The organism is Mucilaginibacter angelicae, assembly GCF_042434235.1.
GTDB lineage: Bacteria > Bacteroidota > Bacteroidia > Sphingobacteriales > Sphingobacteriaceae > Mucilaginibacter > Mucilaginibacter angelicae.
In genome coordinates this window covers 475,747-500,951 of record NZ_JBHLTS010000004.1, presented here as the reverse complement: position 1 = coordinate 500,951, position 25,205 = coordinate 475,747, and the positions used below count along the sequence as shown (strand labels likewise).

15 protein-coding genes are annotated in these 25,205 nt (G+C 43.6%); 13 read left to right on the top strand and 2 right to left on the bottom strand.

What is annotated here, in order from left to right; genetic code table 11:
- The first annotated feature begins 57 nt into the window (after positions 1-57).
- Positions 58-2,895 carry an FAD-binding and (Fe-S)-binding domain-containing protein gene (locus tag ACFFGT_RS02115; RefSeq protein WP_377020844.1) on the top strand — a complete coding sequence of 946 codons (2,838 nt, stop codon included), beginning with the start codon at positions 58-60 and terminating at the stop codon, positions 2,893-2,895.
- Between the two features lie 43 nt (positions 2,896-2,938).
- Here ACFFGT_RS02115 and ACFFGT_RS02110 read toward each other — a convergent pair whose 3' ends face one another.
- The gene (locus ACFFGT_RS02110; protein WP_377020843.1) at positions 2,939-3,835 is read right to left on the bottom strand and encodes an AraC family transcriptional regulator; all 897 of its coding nucleotides are present in this window, start codon (positions 3,833-3,835) and stop codon (positions 2,939-2,941) included.
- A 335-nt stretch (positions 3,836-4,170) separates the two neighbouring features.
- On the opposite strand from ACFFGT_RS02110, the gene ACFFGT_RS02105 reads away from it, so the two are divergent.
- The 7 genes from ACFFGT_RS02105 to ACFFGT_RS02075 all read left to right on the top strand — a co-directional run bounded on the left by ACFFGT_RS02105 (position 4,171) and on the right by ACFFGT_RS02075 (position 18,525).
- Entirely contained in the window at positions 4,171-5,322 is a 1,152-nt protein-coding gene (locus tag ACFFGT_RS02105) for a Gfo/Idh/MocA family protein (RefSeq protein ID WP_377020842.1), read from the top strand.
- Positions 5,323-5,329: 7 nt separating this feature from the next.
- Positions 5,330-6,382, top strand: a complete 1,053-nt coding sequence (locus ACFFGT_RS02100; RefSeq protein ID WP_377020841.1) for a sugar phosphate isomerase/epimerase family protein — start codon at positions 5,330-5,332, stop codon at positions 6,380-6,382.
- Positions 6,383-6,568: 186 nt separating this feature from the next.
- Positions 6,569-9,664 (top strand): SusC/RagA family TonB-linked outer membrane protein, encoded by a 3,096-nt coding sequence (locus ACFFGT_RS02095; RefSeq protein ID WP_377020840.1) that lies wholly within the window; start codon positions 6,569-6,571, stop codon positions 9,662-9,664.
- 5 nt (positions 9,665-9,669) lie between these two features.
- Positions 9,670-11,346, top strand: a complete 1,677-nt coding sequence (locus ACFFGT_RS02090) for a RagB/SusD family nutrient uptake outer membrane protein (RefSeq protein ID WP_377020839.1) — start codon at positions 9,670-9,672, stop codon at positions 11,344-11,346.
- 134 nt (positions 11,347-11,480) lie between these two features.
- A complete protein-coding gene (locus tag ACFFGT_RS02085; protein WP_377020838.1) occupies positions 11,481-14,813 on the top strand; it encodes a VCBS repeat-containing protein in 3,333 nt (1,110 codons plus the stop codon).
- On the top strand, positions 14,810-16,141 hold the full coding sequence (locus tag ACFFGT_RS02080; RefSeq protein WP_377020837.1) for a vanadium-dependent haloperoxidase: 1,332 nt from the start codon (positions 14,810-14,812) through the stop codon (positions 16,139-16,141). The genes ACFFGT_RS02085 and ACFFGT_RS02080 overlap by 4 nt, the downstream gene beginning before the upstream one ends.
- Before the next feature lie 29 nt (positions 16,142-16,170).
- The gene (locus ACFFGT_RS02075) at positions 16,171-18,525 is read left to right on the top strand and encodes a glycoside hydrolase family 95 protein (RefSeq protein ID WP_377020836.1); all 2,355 of its coding nucleotides are present in this window, start codon (positions 16,171-16,173) and stop codon (positions 18,523-18,525) included.
- Positions 18,526-18,959: 434 nt separating this feature from the next.
- Here ACFFGT_RS02075 and ACFFGT_RS02070 read toward each other — a convergent pair whose 3' ends face one another.
- Positions 18,960-19,397 (bottom strand): winged helix-turn-helix transcriptional regulator, encoded by a 438-nt coding sequence (locus tag ACFFGT_RS02070; RefSeq protein WP_377020835.1) that lies wholly within the window; start codon positions 19,395-19,397, stop codon positions 18,960-18,962.
- An 88-nt stretch (positions 19,398-19,485) separates the two neighbouring features.
- On the opposite strand from ACFFGT_RS02070, the gene ACFFGT_RS02065 reads away from it, so the two are divergent.
- From ACFFGT_RS02065 to ACFFGT_RS02045, 5 genes are all read left to right on the top strand, one after another.
- Entirely contained in the window at positions 19,486-20,493 is a 1,008-nt protein-coding gene (locus ACFFGT_RS02065) for a zinc-dependent alcohol dehydrogenase family protein (protein ID WP_377020834.1), read from the top strand.
- Between the two features lie 273 nt (positions 20,494-20,766).
- Positions 20,767-21,966, top strand: coding sequence for an acyl-CoA dehydrogenase family protein (locus ACFFGT_RS02060; RefSeq protein WP_377020833.1), 1,200 nt, complete (start codon positions 20,767-20,769; stop codon positions 21,964-21,966).
- 84 nt (positions 21,967-22,050) lie between these two features.
- The gene (locus ACFFGT_RS02055; protein WP_377020832.1) at positions 22,051-23,097 is read left to right on the top strand and encodes an enoyl-CoA hydratase/isomerase family protein; all 1,047 of its coding nucleotides are present in this window, start codon (positions 22,051-22,053) and stop codon (positions 23,095-23,097) included.
- Between the two features lie 23 nt (positions 23,098-23,120).
- The gene (locus tag ACFFGT_RS02050; protein ID WP_377020831.1) at positions 23,121-24,344 is read left to right on the top strand and encodes a CaiB/BaiF CoA transferase family protein; all 1,224 of its coding nucleotides are present in this window, start codon (positions 23,121-23,123) and stop codon (positions 24,342-24,344) included.
- Between the two features lie 62 nt (positions 24,345-24,406).
- Positions 24,407-25,201, top strand: a complete 795-nt coding sequence (locus tag ACFFGT_RS02045; protein ID WP_377020830.1) for an enoyl-CoA hydratase-related protein — start codon at positions 24,407-24,409, stop codon at positions 25,199-25,201.
- The last annotated feature ends 4 nt before the right edge of the window (positions 25,202-25,205 follow it).

Below are 25,205 nucleotides of genomic sequence, written 5' to 3'. Positions count from 1 at the left end.
AATTTCACTCCTGCTGTTTTAAGCGGTATTAACCTTTAGCTGTACGTAATCCTAAAAATGAAAAATAACGACTTTTTAACATCGTTAATTGAATTGCTTAGCAAAGACAGGGTAAAATCCAGGCTTATTGACCGGATTGCATATGCTTCAGATGCGGGATTTTATTACTTGCTGCCTGAAGTAGTGGTACAGCCGGTTGACGAGACAGAAATCCTGAAGCTTTTTATGTTTTCCCACGAACGGGGTATTCCAATGGTTTTCAGGGCGGGTGGTACAAGCCTCTCCGGGCAGTCTGTAACTGATGGTATTTTGGTGGATTTGAGCCATTGGACCGGTCATCATGTAGAAAATGCCGGGAGCTCAATCCGTGTTCAGCCGGCAATTACCGGGGCTATGGCAAACGCTCATCTCCAAAAGTTCCGCCGTAAAATCGGACCGGACCCGTCAAGCATCAGCGCCGCCATGATGGGAGGAATAATATCCAATAATGCCAGCGGTATGTGTTGTGGGGTTAAACATAATTCTTATCATACAACCAGGCATATTAGGTTTGTATTGAGTTCCGGAAGGGCGTTTTCGACCGAAAACCCTGAAGATTATGATCGTTTTGAGATCGAATGTCCGAATCTGGCACATGAATTATTTCAAATCAGGGAGCAAATAAATACAGACCATACATTGCATGACCTGATCAGAAATAAATATCAAACAAAAAACACGGTAGGATATTCCTTAAATGCTTTTATTGATTATAACCATCCACTGGATATTTTTGCTCACTTACTTGTTGGAGGTGAGGGGACCCTGGCTTTTATTTCGGAAGCAGTTTTGGAAACAGTACCTGACAAGCTTTACAAGTCAACCGCTTTATTGTACTTCGGTGATATTTATGCGGCATGCCAGTTAATCGTCCCGCTGACCCTGGCAGGTGCGGAAATGGTAGAATTAATGGATCGCGCATCGCTTCGTTCCGTTGAGAACATGGAAGGGATTGATCCATATATCAGGACACTGCCTGAAAATGCAGCAGCCTTGCTGGTTGAATTTCAGGATGATGATTTAGAACGCCTGAATGATTCTGTAACCAGATTTCTCGCGTCATCAACAATTCAATACTTTTTGAAAGAGCCGGTTTTTAGTACTGATTACAAGCAAAGGGAGTTTTTGTGGAAAGTCCGCAAAGGATTATTCCCGGCAGTTGGCGCAGTCAGGGCGCAAGGTACCACTGTTATTCTCGAGGATATTGTTTTTCCTGTGGCTTTACTTGGTAATGCGATACTTGATCTGCAGGACCTGTTTAAAAAGTATCAGTATGAAAATGGGATCATTTTTGGACATGCAAAGGATGGCAACATTCACTTTGTGATTAGCCAGTCATTTGAAGGTGAAGCTGAAATACAACGATATGATCGGTTTTTGCGCGAAGTTGTTATCCTTGTGGTTGATAAGTACAACGGTTCATTAAAAGCAGAACACGGTACCGGCCGCAATATGGCCCCTTTTGTCCAAACGGAGTGGGGAAAAGATGCATACGAAATTATGAAGCGCATCAAAGTTGCCGCCGATCCATTCAACCTCCTAAACCCGGGGGTGATCATAAATGAAGATGAAAGTGCACATACCAGGAACCTTAAGTTGCTTCCTGTAGTTGAAGAAGAAGTAGATAAATGTATTGAGTGCGGCTTTTGCGAGCATAAATGCCCGAGTAAGGCTTTAACACTAACGCCAAGACAGAGGATCGTGGTTAGACGGGCAATGGCCCAATTAAAAAACGCTAATAGAAAAAGCGAGTACCAGACCCTGGTCAAAGATTTTAAATATGATGGTATGGAAACCTGTGCTGTTGATGGGTTGTGCAGCGGAGCATGTCCGGTTGATATAAATACAGGAGAATTGGTGAAGCGCTTAAGGAGAGAAAGTCATTCTTCGACTGCTAATTTTATTGCAGTAGTTTTGGCGAAGAATTTTCGGGCAGTCGAATGGTCCGCAAGGTTAGCTTTAAAGCTGGGGCATTATTTTAACAAGGCCGGAGGACGGAAAACGATGTTGAAAATGACAACTGGCATACGTCGCATTTTTTCTGAATTCCCGTTGTGGACAGACCAAATTATGCCCCCGCCTGATCTTGATGTTTTGAAGAATCCGGTTGTGAAATACAGTTCTGATCTTAAAACGGTTGTATATTTTCCAACCTGTATCTCCAGGTTACTCGGATCGTCGCCTAAAGGCAGTAAAAATATAATGGAGACATTTTTAAGTGTTTCAAAAAAAGCAGGCATCCAGGTTGTAATCAGTGATAAAGTTTTTGGGAGCTGTTGCGGCCAGATCTTCTCATCAAAGGGGTATAAACCTGCCTTTAATTTTACGGCAAATCTAATTGTAGAACGCTTGTGGGATAGTTCAGATAACGGCAAAAACCTGATAGTGACGGATGTTAGTTCCTGTACTTTTACGTTGCATCAGCTTCGTTCTTCGCTGTCTCTGCCTAATCAACAAAAATACGATCAATTGAAAATCGTTGACAGCATTGACTATTTGCATGATTTAGTTTTACCCGCTTTATATCCATTTAAAAAAAAGGAAAAAATTGTATTACATAGTGTTTGTACCTTACAAAAGTTGAAAACCCAGGGGCAGTTTTTAAAAATCGCCGAAACATTTGCCGGGCAGGTTATTGTTCCGTTGCATACAGGTTGTTGTGGAATGGCAGGGGACCGGGGATTTTTGTTTCCCGAACTTACCGCATCAGCCACTTTTTCTGAAGCTAAAGAGGTAAAACAGCACGAATATGATGGATATTATTCTTCAGCCAGAACATGCGAAATGGCCATGTCACATGCTGTAAATAAAAACTATGAATCCATTCTGTATTTGGTCGACGAGTGTTCAATATGATCTGCTGCGAAGAAATCAAACCATCTCCTTTTGTTAATTGACATTAGTACGGTGATTTGTTAGGGTGCATAAATGCTTTGTATTTAAACGGACTTTCTCCAACATGTTCTTTGAATATCCGGCAGAAATGAGAATCGGAATTATAGCCGCAGAGATGGGCTATATCACTAATCGGTTGGTCGGTTTGGGTCAATAATTCTTTAGCCAGGGAAATTCTTAAATCATTCAAATATTGTGAATAGTTTTTTCTGGTCCTCTTTTTGAAAAATCGGCAGAAGCTTTGCTCTGTCATGCCGGCTATTTCGGCTACCTGGGTTAGCGTAATTTGTTTTTGAAGATTCCCTTTGATAAAATTAATGACTTCAATCAACTTATCAGGCCTCAAATTATCCCTGTTATCGGATTCATCATCATCAATAATGTATTTGTCTGATGAAACAGATATAAGGTTCATGATTCCAAGCAGCCCAACTACCTTCTCATAACCGGTTTTGCCTGATAGTTCGATCAGTTTATCGGCAATAATATCCCTTGTCCCGCCAAATATCCTGATACCCTTTGATGACTGCTGAATCATCTCACGGATGCTTTGAAATTCCTTCACTGAGTCAAATACATTGATCAAGGTTTTTGGATTAAAGTATACCACAATTACCCGGGATTGGAGTTGGGAATTTTCTTCGTAAAATGCGGCATCGCTTAACCATACGTGTGAAAGATTGGGCCCTACAAATACCATATCCCCGGATTCGAAAGGTTCCAGTTTATTACCGATGATTCTTTTTCCAAATCCTTCGATTATAAAGACCAGTTCCATTTCCGGATGTGAATGAAAAGTGGGCTGAGAATGAAAGGGAGACCATAAGAATGGCTGATCTCTTAAATCAACATATACGACATCATCTATAAATGGAGTTATTTCAGTTCGTAATAGTCTCATAACTAATTCAAAAATACACTCTTAGGTTGTTATAATTTGTATTAAAGATAACAGGTTTTCCTGTGCACACAAAATATAAACATTTTTTTCGCTTTTACCGGGAATAAACCAGGTAAGGGTAAAATATATCAAAAATGGGTTAATAGGCCGCAATTCACTTATTCAAACGGCAGATACATTTGTTGATACAGTTTGAATAATATTTTGAAGTCCTGCACAAAAAATTAACACCTGTAACTGTGACAGTTAACAATTTAAACCGTGTTTCTTAAAGAAACAGATCAGTCAAAAATTTAAAGGTTGCTAACCACAACTTTTTAAACGAATGAGTTAAAATGAGATTAAGATTAGGAATGATTGGCGGGGGACAGGGAACGTTCATTGGTGCCGTGCACCGTATAGCTGCGCGTATTGATTGGGAATACGAATTGGTTTGCGGTGCTTTTAGCAGTGATGCTAAAAGCTCGCAGGCCAGCGGTTTGTTACTGGGGCTACCTGCCAATCGCGTTTATAACTCATATACCGAACTCATTGAACAGGAAAAACAATTACCTGAACACGAGCGTGTGCAGGTGATCAGTATTGTAACACCCAATCATCTGCACTTCGCTCCGGCAAAGATGGCGCTGGAGAACGGCTTTCATGTAATTTTAGATAAACCCATGACCTTTTCACTGGCCGAAGCCAAAGTGCTGGATAGGGTAGTGAGAACAACGGGTAAATTATTTTGTCTTACCCATACCTATACCGATTATCCTATGATAAAGGAGGCCCGGCAACTGATCAATGCCGGTAAATTAGGTACCATCCGCAAAGTATACGTAGATTATCCGCAGGGCTGGCTCAGCACTTTTCTGGAAGGTGATGGCAATAAGCAAGCTTCTTGGCGTACCGATCCGGGCAAAAGTGGCATTGCCGGTGCCATGGGTGATATAGGCACACATGCATTTAACCTGGCCGAATATGTGACAGGTTTAGAGGTTACCCAAATTTGTGCTGATATCAATATTGTGGTTCAGGACCGTAAACTGGATGACGACGGTGCCGCGTTGCTCAAATTCAACAATGGGGCAAGCGGCGTATTGACGGCCTCTCAAATAGCCGCCGGCGAGGAAAATAATCTTAAAATACGTGTTTATGGTGAAACGGGTGGTTTGGAATGGCAACAAAACGATGCTAATTCCCTAAGGATAATGTATATCGATAAGCCTGTTGAAGTTTGGCGTGCTGGTGCCGGTTACACCAGTTTATTTGCGCTGCAAAATACACGCACTCCCCCCGGTCACCCTGAAGGGTATTTAGAAGCCTTCGCCAACCTGTACCGCAACTTTGCATTAACAATAAAAGCCGGTTTGGAAGGTAAAGCAGCTTTGCCGGAAGCATTGGATTATCCAGGTATAAAAGAGGGGGTAAGGGGCATGGCGTTTATTGAAAATGTAATCGCCTCGGGAAAATCAGATAAAAAGTGGACAGAATTTTCTATTTAAAAACATAATGACAAGCATTAAAGGACCAGCCATATTTTTAGCCCAGTTTATGGGTGATACTGCACCATTTAACAGCCTCGAATCTATCTGTAAATGGGCCGCCGGGCTTGGCTACAAAGGTGTTCAGCTGCCAACTAATGATGCCCGTTTTATTGATCTGCAAAAGGCTGCAGAAAGTAAAACCTATGCCGATGAGATCAAAGGAATTGTTAATGCTGCCGGATTGGAGATAACCGAACTATCAACTCACCTGCAGGGTCAGCTGGTAGCTGTAAACCCGGTTTATGACTCACTTTTTGATGCTTTCGCACCAGAGGCATGCCGTAATAATCCGGCCGAAAGGCAAAAATGGGCTGTTCAGCAAGTGAAATATGCGGCAGCAGCATCGAAAAATTTAGGACTTGCCGCTTCTGTAACTTTTAGTGGCGCTTTGCTTTGGCCAATGATGTACCCATGGCCGCAACGGCCCGCTGGCATAGTAGGCACGGGCTTCGATGAGCTGGCTAAACGCTGGAAACCGATACTGGATGTTTACGAGGAAAACGGTATTGATCTTTGCTATGAGATCCACCCGGGAGAAGACCTCCATGATGGCATCACTTATGAAATCTTTCTCGAAAAAGTGAACAATCATAAACGTGCAAACCTGCTGTTTGATCCTTCGCACTTTGTATTGCAGTGCCTTGACTATTTAGAATATATCGACATCTATCATGAACGTATCAAAATGTTCCATGTAAAGGATGCTGAATTTAATCCAACAGGCAGGCAGGGTGTTTACGGCGGTTACCAAAATTGGGCCAACCGGGCCGGACGTTTCCGCTCACCGGGAGATGGGCAGGTTGATTTTAAACAGATCTTCAGCAAACTCACCCAATATGATTATAAGGGCTGGGCAGTATTAGAATGGGAATGCGCGCTTAAACATCCGGAAGATGGAGCAAGAGAAGGGGCCTCATTTATCAAAGATCATATCATCAGGGTTACCGAACGTGCTTTTGATGATTTTGCTTCATCAGGTAGTGATGAGCCTTTTAACAGGCAGCTGTTAGGTATCTGACAATAAACAATCGAGGTTTTACACCCTGTTATTGCGGGCTGTTTATATAATCTTCCCTAAACCTAATTAATTAACTGATTATTAGACCTAATTGAAACTGTATGAGTAAATAATTCTTCGACCACCAATAAATTTTTACCAATTATAAAACAGGCCCTGCCTGATTGCATACCACTTAAATTATATATGATGAAATTTTCAACTCTCTTGAAAATGGTGCGCTTACTTGTTCTGATCAACATGGTTGTGTTGCTTGGGAATAAAGTATATGCCCAAAATACAGCTGCAGGAAAAGAGGTTTCCGGCATGGTAACAGATGAAGAAGGGCTGCCAATGCCCGGGGTTTCCGTACTGATTAAAGGAACCGCTAACGGAACCGCAACAAGTACGAAAGGTTCTTTTAAAATTTCGGTTCCGGATAACAATGCGGTCCTGATATTTTCATTTTTAGGTTACGAATCAAAAACAGTTACAGTTGGGGGCGCCTCCACAGTAAATGTCCGGCTGTTTCCGGATAAAAAAACACGGGACTTAAACGAAGTTGTAGTTGTAGGTTATGGAACTCAGAAAAAGGAATCGCTGACCGGGGCTGTTGCCTCAGTAAAAGGTGCCGACCTGGTTAAAAGTCCGGAACCGAACCTTTCAAATTCCTTTGCCGGGAGGGTACCCGGGGTAATAGGGCTGAACAGTTCAGGCGAGCCCGGTTATGACGGTTCAAGCCTCTTAATCCGCGGTCGAAGTACTACGGGGGATAACAGTCCGCTGGTTGTAATTGATGGTGTTGCCAACCGTTTGGGCGGTTTGGAACGCCTCAATCCCAATGATATAGAAAGCGTTTCTGTTTTAAAGGATGCATCGGCCGCGATATACGGTGCGCAGGCAGCAAACGGAGTAATCCTGATCACTACCAAAAAAGGAAAACTGGGTACGCCGACTTTAACCTATTCATATAACCAGGGATGGAACCAACCGACGAACCTTCCGAGAATGGCTGATGCTAAAACCTTTGCTACCATTCAAAACGAACTTGCCTATTATAATAATCCGGCAGGCGGGTTAAACCAAACTTATTCGGCTGCTGATATCGCAAAGTTTGGGGACGGGACAGACCCGATCAGTTTTCCAAATACCAATTGGGAAAAAGAAGTGCTTAAATCAGTTGCCTTACAGGATAAGCAAGATCTTACAGTACGCGGCGGTACTGATATTGTAGATTATTATTTTTCATTAGGAAACCAGTACCAGGATGGCTTATACAAAAACGGTGCAACTAAGTACAGGCAAAACAATGTACTTGGTAACGTGGGCGTGAAGGTAAATGAAAGGATGAAATTAGGGCTTGAGATGGGTTACAGGCAGGAAAAAAGGATAACGCCTGCCGGAATTGGAGCAGGTACCATTTTTGGATTAACTTATAATCAATATCCAACCATCCCTGCCTTTTATCCCAACGGGCTGCCATCCCAGGCCGATGCCGGTGGGCAAAACCCTGCGGTTATGGTTAACGGCAATACGGTAGGAACATTGAACGGGGCCGTTAATGTGTTCAACGGAACATTAACCGGAAGCTATCAGCTGCCTGTTAAAGGGCTGTCTCTTGATGGATTTGTGGCTGTAGACCAATCTATCAGCAACAGCAAGCAATTCTCAAAACCGTGGGTAACCTATCAGTATAATAAAACCACTCATAATTATGATGTTGTTAAAGCAGGCCCTTCGGCACCGAATTTAAGCCAGGGAACGGAAACCATTAGTTTAGTTACCACAAATGTTAAACTAAATTACGCCAGACGTTTCGGCGCTCATAATGTTTCTGCATTTTTCGCAGTTGAACAAAGCCAGACAAATGAATCTACATTCAGTGCACAACGGTATAATTTCTTATCAACAGACCTTCCTGAATTGAGCCAGGGCGGGCCACTGCCTACAGACCTTGGAAACAGCGGGGGCAGTTACCGTACAGCCCGTCAAAATTATTTTGGCCGGATTAATTATGACTATAAAGATAAATACCTGGCCGAGTTTCAATTGAGGGATGATGGGTCGACTGTTTTTCCTCCCGGAAAACGATTTGGCCTCTTTCCTGGAGTTTCTTTAGGCTGGAGAATTTCTTCAGAATCATGGCTTAAAGATTCAAAGGTAGTTAACAGCTTGAAATTAAGGGCTTCATATGGCAGATTGGGTAACGATCGTGTATCCACTTACCAATATTTGGATAACTTTGCTTATCAGCAGTCATTGGCTACCGGAGTACCGCCTGTTAGCACAACCGGTATTAGTTATAATAAAATCGGGAATCCCAACATCACCTGGGAAGTTGCTAATAAATATAATATAGGTCTCGATGCCACTGTGTTGAATGATTTTTCGGTTGTTTTGAACTGGTTTAAAGAAAAGAGGTCTAATATCCTTGCGCAAAGGAGTGCGAGTATTCCCGGTGTTTCCGGTATAACCAGCGATCAGATACCGGATGAAAATATTGGAAGTATACAAAACCAGGGCTTTGAAGTGGAAATAAATTATACCAAAAAACTAAATGATTTTAGTTTTAATGTGGGTGGTAACTTTACCTATAACAAAAACAAAGTTTTGTTCCTGGATGAAGCACCGAATACCCTGCCGTACCAGAAGTATACAAGCCTGCCTTTAGGGTCAGACTTGTTTTACCAGGCTGAGGGTGTTTTTAAAACACAGGCAGAAATTGATGCATATCCGCATTTACCAGGCACTATCCCCGGCGATTTAAAATATCTGGATTATAATAAGGACGGACAAATAACGGCTTCAGACCGCGTAAGGTCGAATAAATCAAATGTTCCGGAAATTGTTTATGGTATTACCGCGGGTGCTGCCTACAAAAATTTTGACCTGAGTATTTTGTTTTCAGGACAGGCAAAAGTTGTTCAATATTTGCTGCCTGACGCCGGAACCATTGCTAATTTCCCAAGCTCATGGGCCGATAACAGATGGAGCCCTACCAATACCGGCGGCACTTATCCAAGGGCCGACGACAGGTCGGGTACATTTTACGGCAATTACAGAAGTACCTTCTGGTTAAGAAACACTTCTTTCCTGCGTCTTAAAAATGTTCAGTTAGGCTATAACCTACCCCGTAGTTTTGTATCAAAAATAAAGCTCAGCGGTGTCAGGATCTATGCCAGCGGTTTCAATCTCCTGACCTTCACTTCCCTGAAGGATTACGATCCGGAAGGCAACAATGAAACGGGATACTTTTATCCGCAACAAAAAATTTATAACCTGGGTGTTAACGTAACCTTTTAAATCAGATGAAAAATATATCTAAATACACAGCGCTGATGGCAGCAATGAGCATTTCGTTGTTAACTGCCTGTAAGAAGGATTATCTGAATACAACTCCAACCAATCTGATATCCAACGAATCGATATTTGCAGATTCTGCGTTAACAGAAGCATATGTTGTTGGCCGTTATATCGGGGTTACACTTACTTCAGAAAATACCGGGCCAAGTTTCCAACGGGGATTTGACTCTCCGTTCATGAGCTCGGCTACCGATGAATCAATACATACCCAGGATGCCGGTTCAAACCTTTTACAGCAGGGAATACAAACACCGGATAATGAAAGCTGGATGGGTAATTTCTGGATCAGGGGTTATCGCAGTATCCGTGAGGTTAATTATGCACTGGCGAATATTGATGCTGTACCTATGAGTACTTATACAAAAAACAGGTTAAAAGCCGAACTGCACTTTATCAGGGCTTATCGTTATCATGATCTCCTGAGAACTTACGGTGATGTACCGCTTGTTGGCGACAAGGTTTGGGGCCTGGACGATAGGAATTTTGATCCGCTTTATGTAAGGAGCCCGGTTCAGGATGTGATTAAATATGCGGTTAGCGAGCTGGATCTGGCAATACAGGGACTCAAAGGCATTAACCTTGCCGAAGGACGGGCCTCTATGCCGGCCGCCATGGCGCTAAAAGCGAGATTATTGCTTTATTCGGCAAGCCCTTTGTATACAGGAGGAGCTAATGACCCTACCAAGTGGACAGCTGCATCGGCAGCGGCCAAAGCAGTTATGGATCTGAATAGCTTTAGTTTATACAGCAATTACCGTAATGAGTTCCTGATAAATAAAACCAGTGAAGATATTTATGAGCGGGTATATTCGTCAACCGGCGGACACTCAGCTCTGGAGTTGACGAATGGCCCGAATGGTTATAACGGATGGGGCGGAAATACACCCTTGCAAAACTTTATAGATGCCTTTGAAACAAAAGATGGCAAGACCATAACCGACCCTTCTTCCGGCTACAACCCACAGGATCCGTATACCAACAGGGATCCCCGCTTAGCGGCAACGGTGTTATATAATGGTCACCCTTACCGCGGCCGTAATGTAGAAACTTTTGTTCCCGGAGGACTTGATAGTAAAGATGGCATCGGTGCCTGGAATACAACCCACTCTGGCTATTACCTGCTTAAGTATATGGATGAAAGCTTAAATGCTGGTGATCAAAACAATCTTTATAAAGATCAAACACAAACACAGCCTTTTAAATATATCCGCTATGCTGAAGTGTTATTAAATTTTGCCGAAGCACAAAACGAAGCCGTAGGGCCTGATAATTCGGTATACAGCGCTTTGAACCAGATTCGGGCACGGGTAGGAATGCCCCCGGTTACTCCTGGTTTGTCACAGTCGGCCATGAGAGATAAAATTAGAAATGAGCGGCAGGTGGAGTTGTGTTTTGAAGATCACCGTTTTTATGATGTACGCAGGTGGAAGATCGCAAATGTTACAGAAAATGTTCCGGCATACGGGATTTTGCCGACCAAAAATGCAAATGGTACAATCACCTATACCAAATTCATAGCTTTAACCAACCGTCATTTTGAGGATAAAAACTACTGGATGCCTATTCCGCAAAGCGAAATACTGGCTTCAGGAGGAAAATTAAAACAAAATCCCGGCTATTAAATGCGCATTAATCAATGGCTGATTGCAATTGGACCTGTTTGCTAAAAACAGGTCCAATTCATCATATACATGGCTTGCGTTACAAATACAATGTAATTGAAATTATATCCAGACTTTCTTAGCAGCGGTATTTAATGAAGAAGGTATTTATAGGTATTATATTAATAAGTGCTTGCTTGTTTTACACAGGCTGCAAAAGTAATAACCCAACTGTTCCTGATAAGCTTTTTACTTTACTCAGCCCGGAGCAAACCCATATACTGTTCAACAATCAGCTAACGGAAACCGCCGAAAACAATGTGCTCCTGTACCAGTATTTTTATAATGGAGGGGGCGTTGCAGTTGCCGATCTGAACGGTGACGGCTTGCAGGATATCTACTTTACTGGTAATATGACCAACGATCAATTGTATTTGAATAAGGGACAGATGCAGTTTGAAGACATTACGTCAACTGCTGGTGTTGCGGGGCGTTCAGGCGGCTGGAAAACCGGAGCTACTATGGTTGATATCAATGGCGATGGCAAATTGGATATCTATGTTTGTTATTCAGGGGCGAAACCCATAAACGAGCGAAAAAATCAGCTTTTTGTAAACCAGGGTAATGATGCCAGTGGAGTGCCGCATTTTATAGATGAAGCGGAAAAATATGGAATTGCTGACGGTTCTTTCAGTACACAGGCCTATTTTTTTGATTATGATCATGATGGCGATCTGGACATGCTCCTGCTTGATCATAACCCGCGGCAATTTACAAACCTCGATGATGCCACCGTGCCCATGATTGAAAAGGTGCCGGATCCGCTTAGTGGCACAAAGTTATTCAGGAATGATAAAGGCCATTTTACCGATATCACTTTACAGGCCGGTATACATAACTCCGGGTTATCATACGGGCTGGGGGCCGGAATTGCCGATATCAACGGCGATGGCTGGCCTGATATTTATGTTTCCAATGATTATGCCGTACCTGATCGTTTATATATCAACAACGGCAATGGAACTTTTACAGATAGGTTGACTTCTCAAATTGGTCATACATCTCTTTTTTCGATGGGAAATGATGTTGCCGATATTAATAATGACGGTTTGCCGGATATTTACACCCTCGACATGCTTCCCGAAAGCAATGCAAGGCAAAAGAACCTGTTCAATCCGGATAACTATGAGTTGTTTGATCAAAATCTGCGTGTAGGGTTCTACTACCAGTATATGCGCAATATGTTGCAAATAAATAATGGCAATGGTTTATTTTCCGAGACCGGTCAGTTGTCAGGGATCTCCAATACCGATTGGAGCTGGGCGCCGCTGTTTGCAGACTACGACAACGATGGTTGGAAAGACCTGTTTGTCACCAATGGATTGCTTCGCGATTTAACCAATAACGATTTTGTCAAATATCGTAACGACTTTTTAAGTTCCCTGGGCAAGGATGTAAGGAAAGAGCACATTGTAGAACTTCTTAAACATATGCCATCGACGGATGTGAAAAGTTACCTGTTTAAGAATAATGGCAATGGTGTTTTTAAGAATACGAGCTCAGAATGGGGGATATCCCGGGCGTCGAACAGTAACGGTGCTGCTTACGCCGACCTGGACAATGATGGCGACCTGGACCTCGTTGTTAATAATATTAACCAGGCAGCATTTGTATATGAAAACAAAGGCAACAGGCAAGGGAGCAGTCATTATCTGGATATTAAGCTAAAAGGGAAGGAACTGAATACGCAGGGAATAGGAGCAAAAGTTACCCTGTTTTATGGGGATAAAAAACAATACCTCGAACAGATGCCAACCCGCGGATATCAGTCCAGCGTAAGTCCTGTATTGCATTTTGGCCTCGGAAATACGAAAGCCATTGATAGTGTACTCGTTGTATGGGAATGCGGCGGGACGCAAATGCTTCGTAATATCAGGGCTGATCAGGTGCTTGTGGTAAACGAAAACAATGCAGGCAGAACATATAAGAAGCCGAAACCAATTCAGCCGCTTTTTACTCCGGTAAAATCTCCTGTCCCCTATATCCAGTCTTTGAGTACATTAAATGACTTCAAACGCCAGCCGTTGATGGTAAACCCGATGTCTTTTTCAACGCCATGTATGGCTAAAGCAGATGTGAATGCTGATGGACTGGAGGATGTGTTTATCGGGGGAGGATATGGTAAGCCCGGGCAATTATACTTACAGCGAAAAGATGGGACATTTGTGACGAAGAGTGAACCTGCTTTTGAAGCCGATGAAAAAAGCACAGAGGCCGGGGCAGTTTTTTTCGACGCGAATGGTGATGGCCGTCCCGATCTGTATGTTTGTTCGGGGGGATATGACGATATAAAACCAGGTGATGAGGTGTTGCAGGACAGGTTATATCTCAACAACGGCAAAGGCGGGTTTACACGTTCAATCGGTGCCCTTCCTGTTATGCGGAGCAGCAAAAGCTGTGTTAAAGCTGCTGATATTAACGGAGATGGCTTTCCTGACTTATTTGTAGGTGGCAGGGTGGTACCGGGACGATATCCGGAAACCCCGGAAAGCTATCTGCTGATCAATGATGGCAAAGGCCATTTTACCGATCAGACCAGGCGAATCGCCCCCCAGCTAAAATATATTGGAATGGTTACCGATGCCGGATGGACGGATATGAACGGCGACAAAAAACCGGATCTGGTGTTAGTCGGCGAATGGATGCCCATAACTATTATGATCAATAAAGGTAATCAATTAGTCAATCAAACCCGGTCATATCTCCCTCATGACTATATAGGCTGGTGGAATACCTTGCTGATAACCGATATCAATCATGATGGCCATCCTGATTTGCTGGCCGGTAACCAGGGGTTTAATACGCAGTATATAGGAACAGATCACGAACCGGCAGAAATGTATTTTAAAGATTTTGACGATAATGGTTCGGTTGACCCCATATTATGTTTTTATATACAGCATAAGAGTTATCCATACCTCACCCGCGATGAGCTATTGGATCAGATAAGCATGATGCGCACCCGCTTCCCGGATTATGAAAGCTTTGCCAATGCTACATTGCATGAACTGTTTACTCCTGAAGAAATGCAGGGTGCAAATCACCTGAAAGCAAATTATTTTAAAACTGCTTGTTTTTTAAGTGATAAGGGTAGTAAATTATATGAAAAGGATCTGCCGCAGCAGGTGCAGTATTCTCCCATATTTACCATTACCGAACTTGATTATAACCAGAACGGGAATGCCGATTTGCTGTTATGTGGTAATATCAACAAGGCAAGGCTCAGGTTTGGGAAATATGATGCAAATTACGGAATACTATTGCGGGGAGATAAACAGGGTAACTTTAATTATGTGCCGCAAGCTGAATCCGGCTTTGCTGTTAAAGGGGATGTAAGAAGCGTATTGAATCTTAATCACACATTACTGATAGGTATAAACCAGGCACCGGTACAAGCTTATAAGCCCCTGAAAATTATGAAGAAATGAGAAGGACCCGCCATATTCAAAACGGAGCTTTTACGCTTATATCATTATTGATGATCTTAAGCTGCAAGCAGGTGAGGCAACCGCAATTAGGCTGCGGGGATATTAGCAGGGTCACCGGCAGGATGTCGGCCATAATGATACATGATGTAACCAATCCGCCATTGGCAGCCCGGTTTTTTGCTTACACGTGCCTGGCCGGATACGAGATCGTTGCTCAAAATGACACAGCAGTCAAAAGTATGAGGGTTAAACTTAACGGATATCCTGAAATTCAGAAACCGGACGGCTTAGGGGGATATGATTACCGGTTGAGTGCAATCTTATGTATGATAGAGACCGCCGCTAAACTGCAGCCATCCGGCAAGTTGATGAAAGTTGAACAGGAAAACTTTATTGATTCCTGTAAAAATATTGGCTTCAGCAATTCAGTAATTGATAGCTCACTGCATTATGCACAGGTGATCAGTAAACAAATTTTAAAATATGTAAAAGCTGATAAGTATAACAGGATAAGCAACTACACAAGGTACTCACCTCTTAAAAGAGAAGGAAGCTGGGCGCCGACTCCTCCAGTTTATATGGCTGCCGTCGAACCGTATTTTAATACAATAAGGCCTTTTACCCTTGATTCGGCATCCCAGTTTCTCCCGGAACCGCCTGTGCCTTTTTCTACAGATAAGAACTCCTTGTTTTACAAATATACAATGCAGGTTTATAAAGCCGGCGGAACGGAACTTACCCCGGATCACAGGACTATCGCCGGTTTTTGGGATTGTAACCCTTTTGCCGTGGAGAACAACGGTCATATGCTGATAGGTATAAAAAAGATTTCGCCAGGTGCTCACTGGATGGGGATAACAGCTATTGCCTGCAGCAAGGCAGGGCTATCTTTTTCAAAAACGATGCAGGTTAATACTGCAGTAGCAATAGCATTAACCGATGCCTTTATTTGTTGCTGGGACGATAAATACCGAACTAACCGCATCAGGCCGGAAACTGCTATCCGGAAATATATCGACCCCAATTGGAGGCCTTTATTACAAACACCGCCTTTTCCGGAATACATCAGCGGGCACTCGGTGATATCATCTGCCGCGGCCGTAATATTAACGTATTACTTTGGTGATAACTTTCATTATACCGATAATGTGGAGATGAAGTTTGGATTAAAACCCCGGAAATATCAATCATTCTTACAGGCCTCTGCCGAAGCGACGATCTCCAGGTTTTGGGGAGGCATACATTTTAAAGACGCTATTGAAAAAGGGCAAATACAAGGTATTGCTGTAGGTAAACACGTTTTGTCCAGGATCAACGCTAAAAATTAACCAATCGCAAAACACGTATGATAAATTTAATGAACAAAAATATTTTTAGTTTTCTTTTTGCCTTGTGCATCATCATGTCCTCCGTTTGCCGGGGGCAGGACAGAAATTTACAATTATGGTATGATAAACCTGCAAACCAATGGGAGGAAACATTGCCCCTTGGAAACGGACGTTTAGGCATGATGCCTGATGGAGGTGTATTCAATGAAAATATCGTATTAAACGATATAACACTTTGGTCGGGATCGCCGCAGGATGCCAATAACTATGGTGCCTATAAAAGACTGCCGGAAGTACGAAGATTAATTTTAGCAGGGAAAAACGATGAAGCGCAGGTTATTATCAATAAAGATTTTATTTGCAGGGGAGCGGGTTCAGGGAATGGCGAAGGTGCAAATGCCCCCTTCGGAAGTTACCAGTTACTGGCTAATCTGCACCTGCAGTTTAAATACTTTGGGAAGGATAGCTCAAGCCTGAAAGTACAAAACTATAAGCGTAGCCTGTCTCTTGAAAACGCGGTAGCCACCTCCAGTTACCAGGTAAACGGGGTTACTTACAAGCGGGAGTATTTTACCAGTTTCGGTGATGATGTTGATGTTATCCGTATTGTGGCCGATAAACCGGGGCAACTGAACTTTCGCGTTTCTATCGACCGGCCCGAGCGTTATACTACAAAAGCATCCGGTAATCAGCTTGAAATTTCGGGCAGGTTAAAAGATGGCAAAGGAGGCGATGGTATGGCATACGCCGGACTGGTAAGCGTCAAGTTGAAAGACGGCCGGGTTATTACAGAAAATAACGAATTGGCGATTGAGAATGCAACGGAGGTTTTGCTGTTTGTTAGCGCGAAAACAAACTGGTGTAATCCCAATTATAAAGGGCAACTTGAGCAAATACTGGCCGCAGCCAAATCAAAAAGTTATGATCAGCAATTGCAGCAGCACATTACCAATTACAGGAAATTATTTAGCCGTGTAAGTATAACCCTTGGTACTGATGCAAAAACCGATGTACCTACCAACCAGCGGCTGTTAGATTTTCAGAACAATCCCCAGGGCGATCCACAGCTGGCCTCTTTGTTTTTTCAATTTGGCAGGTATTTATTGATCAGCAGTATCCGCGTTGGTTTGCTGCCACCTAATTTGCAGGGATTATGGGCTAACCAGGTACAAACACCGTGGAACAGTGATTATCATTTAGACCTGAATATCCAGATGTGCCATTGGCCGGTAGAAGTAGGTAACCTGCCCGAACTTAATCTGCCGCTAACTGAATATGTGCGCGGTTTAATAAAAAACGGAGAAAGATCAGCTAAGGCATATTACAATGCTGATGGCTGGATTGCACACGTTTGCGCTAATGTTTGGGGATTTACCGAGCCGGGGGAAAGTGCCAGCTGGGGGTTTACCAAAGTAGGGCCGGGATGGCTTTGCAATAACTTATGGCAGCATTACCAGTTTACTGAAGATGAGAAATACCTGAAAAGCATTTACCCTATATTAAAAGGGGCTGCACAGTTTTACAGCAGCGTTCTTGTTCGTGATCCTAAGTCTGGCTGGCTGGTAACTTCTCCATCGTCATCTCCCGAAAATTCTTTTTACCTGCCCAATGGAAAAATGGCCAGTATTTGCATGGGGCCTACGGTTGACAACCAAATTGTACGTGAGCTGTTTACAAATACCATTTATGCAGCGGGAAAGCTGAAAACAGACGAGGCATTCAAACAGCTTTTATCTGCAAAATTGAAACAATTGCCACCGCCGGCCCGGATTGCAAAAGACGGGCGAGTAATGGAATGGATGGAAGATTATAAGGAAACTGAGCCTACTCATCGTCATATATCCCATTTATACGGACTTTATCCTGCCTCACAGATTACACCGGAGGCAACACCTTCATGGGCAGAAGCATCCAAAAAAACGCTGGAAGCCCGCGGAGACGATGGTACCGGCTGGTCATTGGCTTATAAGATGCTTTTTTGGTCACGACTGCATGATGGCGACAGGGCCTTCCGGTTATTTACAACATTAATGCGAATGACCCTGAAAACGGGAATGAACTATGGTGCCGGAGGCGGGGTTTATCCGAACTTATTGGGTGCCGGTCCACCGTTTCAAATCGATGGCAATCTGGGCGGAACCGCGGCTATTGCTGAAATGTTAGTGCAGAGCCATGCCGGTTTTATTGATCTGTTGCCTGCTCTGCCAGAAGCCTGGAAAGCGCAGGGGCAAATTCATGGATTTAAAGCACGTGGTAACTATACGGTTGATATGGAATGGAATAACGGTAAAGTGACCAGTTATAAGATTTCATCCCGTTCGGGTCACAAGGTGAAGGTCAGGGTGAATGGGAAGATTGAATTAGTGAATGCTGCAAAAAATTAAACTCTTATGTTCCCTTTAAGGTCTCTTGTAGAGGATAAGTTATAAATCATTGCCGGCCCCAGCGGGGCCACGTGTTTATAGCTCTAAAAGAGCAGGCTTTTTGGCTCCGTAGGTGCCTCCTGCTGAAATTTCAGGCCGTGAATTTTGTGGGTTAACCTAAATCTGCGAGAGACCCTGAAGGTGAATGATAAAAGAGGCCTGTCAGTCTGAGCCTGTCGAAGACTCGCGCGTAGAGGCCTGCCCGCCATACTTCGACGCGCTCAGTATGACATCCTTTTTAGGTTGTGGTGGGTCATCTTCTCCGTTCTGTATAGCGGCTCTGCTTGCTGAAGAAGATTCTTCGCTATCGCTCAGAATGACAATTGTTTATATGTTCAATGTCATTTCTTCTTTCATAGTCTGCAAGATTTTCATTAGGCGCTTGCTTAAAAAGATTAAACCGTTTCGTTTAATTGGAGGCTTGGCGGGTTATCACTAAACTCGGCTATATCCTCATGTGATAATGCCGAAACTTCACCGGCAACCTGGAAACGATGCCGGGCTCCCCAGGTATGCAGTGCATCACAAATAGATATAAGTTCCCGGCCAATATCGGTTAATGTATATTCAACTCTTGGTGGTACTTCTGCAAATACCTGCCTGGTAATTAATCCATCGGCCTCCAGCTCCCGTAGCTGTAACGTCAGCATGCGCTCCGTTATATTTGTTATTTTTTTCTTCAGTTCGCCAAATCGCTGCGTCCCGGAGTTCAGCCGCATTAATATTAACAGCTTCCATCTGCCGCCCATCAGTTGCAAGGCATAGGTCAGATCGCAGTCAGTTAAAAACTTGCGGTTAAGGCTATTTGTTGAGTTCTCTTTGATTTTTGTCATTACTTACATTTTTGTATGTACCATACATTGGGTTTGTAGCATATCAAAGTTACTGTATACTATTTAAACTTGCAGAAAAAAAATAAAAATGTCAACTCAAACAAAACAAGTAAAAGGTATACGCTTCCACCAGGTAGGCGGGCCGGAAGTTTTAAAGTTAGAACAAGTAAGCATACCTGCTCCCGGTCCTCAGGAAGTTCGTCTGGAAGTAAAAGCAATCGGTCTTAACCGTGTTGATTCCATGTTTCGAAGTGGTAATTATTCATACCAGCCAATCTTTCCCTCTATGCTGGGGTACGAAGCTGCCGGTATCATAGAAGCTGTTGGAGAAGAAGTAAAAGATCTTGTTCCGGGGGAAGTAGTAAGTGTGTTGCCGGCATTCTCTAATCAACAATATGGCACCTACGGGGAACTTATCCTGCTGCCCGCTTACGCTATCCAGAAACACCCGTCTAATTTAAGCTTTGAACAAGCCGCTGCACTTTGGACAACCTATATTGCGGCCTATGGTATGCTGGTGGACAGCGCTGATTTACAACCCGGCCAGGTGGTACTGTTCAACGCTGCATCCAGCAATATGGGACTTGCCATTGTCCAAATGGTTAACCTGTTAGGTGGTGTTTCCATTGCCCTGACCAGCTCCGCATCCAAAAAACAAGCGATTTTAGACGCGGGTGCACAACACGTAATCGTAACTGGTGAACAGGATATAGCGAAGGAAGTTCTGACGATAACCGGAGGAAAGGGTGCTGACCTTATTCTTGACGCAGTAGGCGGGAAGCATTTCGACCATCTTGTAGCCTCAGCGGCCGAGCGTGCGCAAATAATCGTGTACGGTGCTTTGAGCTTTGAACCGGCAGTATGGCCGGCGATTCTGGTTTTATTTAAAATGCTTTCGATCAGGGGTTACAATATGGGTGATTTGCTTATGGATTATGCTAAACAGCAAGCAGCTATCGCGTTTGTGAAAGCCGGCGTTGAAAGTGGAAAGCTTCAACCGGTAGTAGGGCCTAAATTTCAGTTAAGCGATGTAGCCGACGCGCACCGCAGCCTGGAAGCCAATCAGCATACCGGGAAAATTGTACTTACCGTTTAATACTCCCCGATGCAGAATGCAATATTGAGCTTTCCGGCCACCTGCATTTTTTGTGGTGATGTTTTGCCAAACCATTCATTATTAATTTCCAGTCACTAAAAACAAAACCCCGGCAATGTTCCGGGGCTTGTTTTTTATGTATTTATCGGCAGGGATTTATCATTTGATTGTGAAAGTATATCATTTGAATACGAAAGATTTAAGCATAGATGTCCGGGTACTTTTGCTATGTAAAACAACATAATTGAATTTACAAACTTAAATTTCATTGTTATGAGCACTACCAATCTACCTGATGCTTTACCGGCACCAAACTCTGATTTTTACATGATCGCGGATTGTCTTTCGGACAAGGAGCTGGAGAAACTTGCCGAAGTAAGAGAGTTTGCAGAAAAGAAAGCAAATCCCTTAGTAAATGAATATTGGGCAAAAGATGCCTTTCCATTTGAACTTCTGCCGTCGTTCAAAGAATTGAATATTGCCGGCGCGGGATATACAGGCTATGGATGTGCAGGTGGAGGTACTCTTTTTGCCGGTTTTCTTGCTATGGAACTCGCCCGTGTTGACTGCTCGATAGCTACTTTCTTTGGTGTACATAGCGGCCTTGCCATGGGCTCGATTTTCCTTTGCGGATCAGAAGAGCAAAAAGAACACTGGCTGCCGCAGATGGCCCGCCTGGAAAAAATAGGTTCGTTTGGTTTGACCGAGCCACTGATTGGTTCAGGAGCATCGGGTGGCTTGCTCACCACAGCTAAAAGAGAAGGAGACCATTGGATACTGAACGGAGAAAAAAAATGGATCGGTAATGCCACCTGGGGCGACGTAACTATTATATGGGCAAGGGATCTCGAAGACAACCAGGTTAAGGGTTTTATTGTGGAGAATAATACTCCTGGTTTCCGGGCAGAAAAAATTGAAAATAAAATGGCCCTGAGAATTACCCAAAATGCACACATCATTATGGAAAACTGTGTAGTATCTGAAGCCAACAGATTGCAGGAAGACAGTTCGTTTCGGGATACCGCGAGGGTATTGCGGATGACCAGGTCTTTTGTTGCATGGGAAGCTGTTGGATGTATGATGGGGGCTTATGAAAATGCTTTACGTTATGCTCAAACCCGTATGCAGTTCGGAAAACCAATTGCGAAGTTCCAGCTTGTGCAGGATTTGCTGGTGAAAATGTTAGGGAATATTACAGCCTCCCAAACGATGTGCGTCAGGTTGTCGCAAATACAGGATGCCGGCAAATTAAAGGATGAACACGCCTCACTGGCAAAAGCTTTTTGTACTGTAAAAATGAGAGAATGTGTTGGTTGGGCCCGGGAGGTACTCGGAGCTAATGGTATACTCCTGGATTATAACATAGGTCGTTTTGTGGCTGATTCTGAAGCTATATATTCTTATGAAGGCACACGGGAAATGAATACACTCATTGTTGGCAAGGCTATCACCGGGTTTGGGGCATTTGTTTAGTTTTTTCCGCAGGCAGCAGCAGTGGCTTTATACTGCATTTAATGATCAGAGGCATCTTCTTTAAACTTAAGCAACCCGAAAATAATGAATGGAAAAGCATTAAACATTAATCTGTCCGATCTTGCTCAGAATGGAATTGCAATTGATCTGGAAAAGATCAGGAGTAACGGTAAAATATATCTTGAAAATAATGGTGCAACTATTCTTGACGCAGGCGATGGAATAGGAATTATAGAATTTCATACTAAGGCTAATGCATTGAACGATGAGATCAGTGAGATCATCATAAACGGTTGTGAAAAGGGAAGTAAGGAATTCAAAGGACTTGTCATCGGTAATACCGGAAAGCATTTTTCGGCAGGAGCGAACCTTGCCCTGATATTGGAAACTGCCAAATCCGGGAAATGGAATGTCCTTGAAAATACTATCCTTAACCTGCAGCATGCTACAATGGCACTTAAATTAAGTCCTGTTCCGGTAGTTGCTGCGCCTTTCAGCAGCGTGCTTGGAGGCGGTTGTGAAGTTTGCCTTCATTCCACTTTTGTTGTGGCATCCAGTGAAACGCATATGGGGTTGGTTGAAACGGGTGTAGGCCTGATCCCTGCGGGAGGAGGAACTAAAGAGCTAATTGTAAGAGCCTTTTATAAGGCTGCAAAAACCGGCATTCCGCCTGCGCAATTGCTAATGCAGGTGGCCGAAAATATTTTGAAAGCCAAAGTATCCCGCAACGGCGAGGAAGCTAAAAATATCTTTTTGAATGAGGATGACCTGGTTATATCTACTCCTGTTTCACCAACAGGAGCAGCAAAAAAGGTGGCTATGATTATTTCTGAAGATTATATCCCAAAGAAAATGAGAAATGACATCCCTGTTTTAGGCAGGAATGCATTTACTGCTTTCGATGAAAAGGTTAAATCGGCCATTGATTCAAAAGCAATGACAGTACATGACGGTGTGATAGCCGGTCATATAGCCAATATCATGTGTGGTGGCGGTCAGGCAGGAGGCTTTACTTCTGAGCAGTATTTTCTTGATCTGGAAAGGCAGGCATTTCTCTCATTATTAGGTACAGATCAAACACAGGAGCGGATATCCTACCTGCTTGGGAACAACAAACCCCTTCATAACTAAATACACTATCTAAAATTTAAATCATGACAAACAGTAAAGGAATTTTTAGTAACCTGAAGGTTATCGACTGTGCCAGTTTCATTGCCGGTCCGGCCGCTGCTACCATATTATCAGATTTTGGTGCGGATGTCATTAAGATCGAACCTCCGGGAATGGGCGATCCGCACCGGTTCCTATACATGGTTGAACCTAATCCGAAAAGCAAAAAAAACTATTTCTGGCAACTGACCAACCGAAATAAACGCAGCATATCTCTAAATCTGAAAGATGCGGAGGCGCAAAAAATTTTAAAAAAGCTCATTGCCGAGGCCGATGTATTTGTTGTAAACTTTCCGCCGCATGTTCGCAAACCTTTAGGAATAACTTATGAGCAAGTAAGCGAAATTAATCCCAAACTTATTTACGCCGACATAACCGGCTATGGCGAGAAGGGGCCGGAAGCCGATAAGCCAGGCTTTGATATTACAGCCTATTGGGCCCGTACCGGCTTAATGGACAGTGCAAGAAATGAAGGCAGTCCGCCGGCAATACCGGTTTCAGGTATTGGTGACCACGCTACCGCAAGTACATTATATGGAGCTATCGTAACAGGCCTTTACAGGAGAGAGAAAACAGGTACCGGTTGTAAAGTATCAACCTCCCTTATTGCTGAGGGGGCATGGGCTGCCGCCGGCTGGATACAGGCAGCACTGGACGGTGTAACTGTATCCGGAACATCGGGGGACAGGGAAAAACCACACAATGCACTTGCCAATACTTATCAAACTTCAGATGACCGCTGGTTAATACTGGCTTTTGTAGCAGAAGCAAAAGACTGGCCGGGTCTGGTAAATGCCCTGGCCCGCCCGGAATTACTTTCAGATACAAGATTTGCAGATCCAAAGGCACGGCATTCCAATGCGATCGAATTAATGCAGGTATTGCAGGAGGAATTTATTAAACACCCACTGTCTTATTGGAGAGAAGTGCTTGATCAGGTTCACGTTACTTTCGGTGTTGTTCAAACTATCAGTGAAATAGCCCGGGATCCGCAGTTAATTGCCAATGACGTTATTCGCCAGATCGAAAACGGTGATGCAGATACGAGTATGCAAACTGTTGACAGCCCATTGAAGGTATGGGGTGAAGAAAAAGTGGCTCCGCGCCTGGCACCGGGATTAGGGCAGCATACCACCGAAATATTAAAGCATCTCGGCTATAACGATGCAGAGATTGAGCAGCTTAAGTTAGCTGGCGCTATTGCTTAATGTACGTTGCCTATAGCGGTTTATAACATATAATAACATGGTTCGCAAATAAAAAAACAATTATGGCTACCAATACATCAGAGTCTTCCCCGGTTCTTTTTTCCGTCTCTAATGGGATTGGATTGATTGTCCTTAACAGACCGAAATCGCTGAACGCAATTAATAAAGCCCTTGCAGAAACGCTTCTTAAAAGTCTTGATGAATGTAAAGATCCCTCCATTAGATGTGTATGTATAACGGGGGCAGCAGATATTTTTTGTGCAGGCCAGGACCTCATGGAAGCTTCCGCCAGCAGTCCGCAAGAGTTGGGGCGAAAAATAGGGGACCTCTATAACCCGATCGTCAGGGGCATACAGGAACTCGAAAAACCGGTGTTAGCAGCGGTTAACGGTCCGGCTGCCGGGGCAGGGGCTAATATCGCGTTGTGCTGCGACATCGTTATCGCATCCGACAATGCTTATTTTCTACAGGCTTTCACCAATATAGGGCTTATCCCCGATAGCGGGGGCACCTATTACTTGCCCCGGTTAATTGGCTGGCAAAAGGCATCTGCCCTGATGCTGCTGGCTGATAAAGTGCAGGCTGCTGATGCCGAACGCATAGGCATGATCTATAAAGTTTTTCCTCAGGCAGAATTTCTGCAGGAAAGAGATAGGCTAACAGCGCGGCTGGCAAAAATGCCTACCAAAGCATTGGCATTGACCAAGCAAGCTCTGATCGCATCGAGGACCAACGACCTTACCCTGCAACTGGATAAAGAAGAAGAAAATCAAAAATTGGCATTAATGACCGCTGATTTTAAAGAAGGCACCCAGGCATTTTTTGAAAAAAGAAAACCAAATTTTATAGGTGCATAACCCC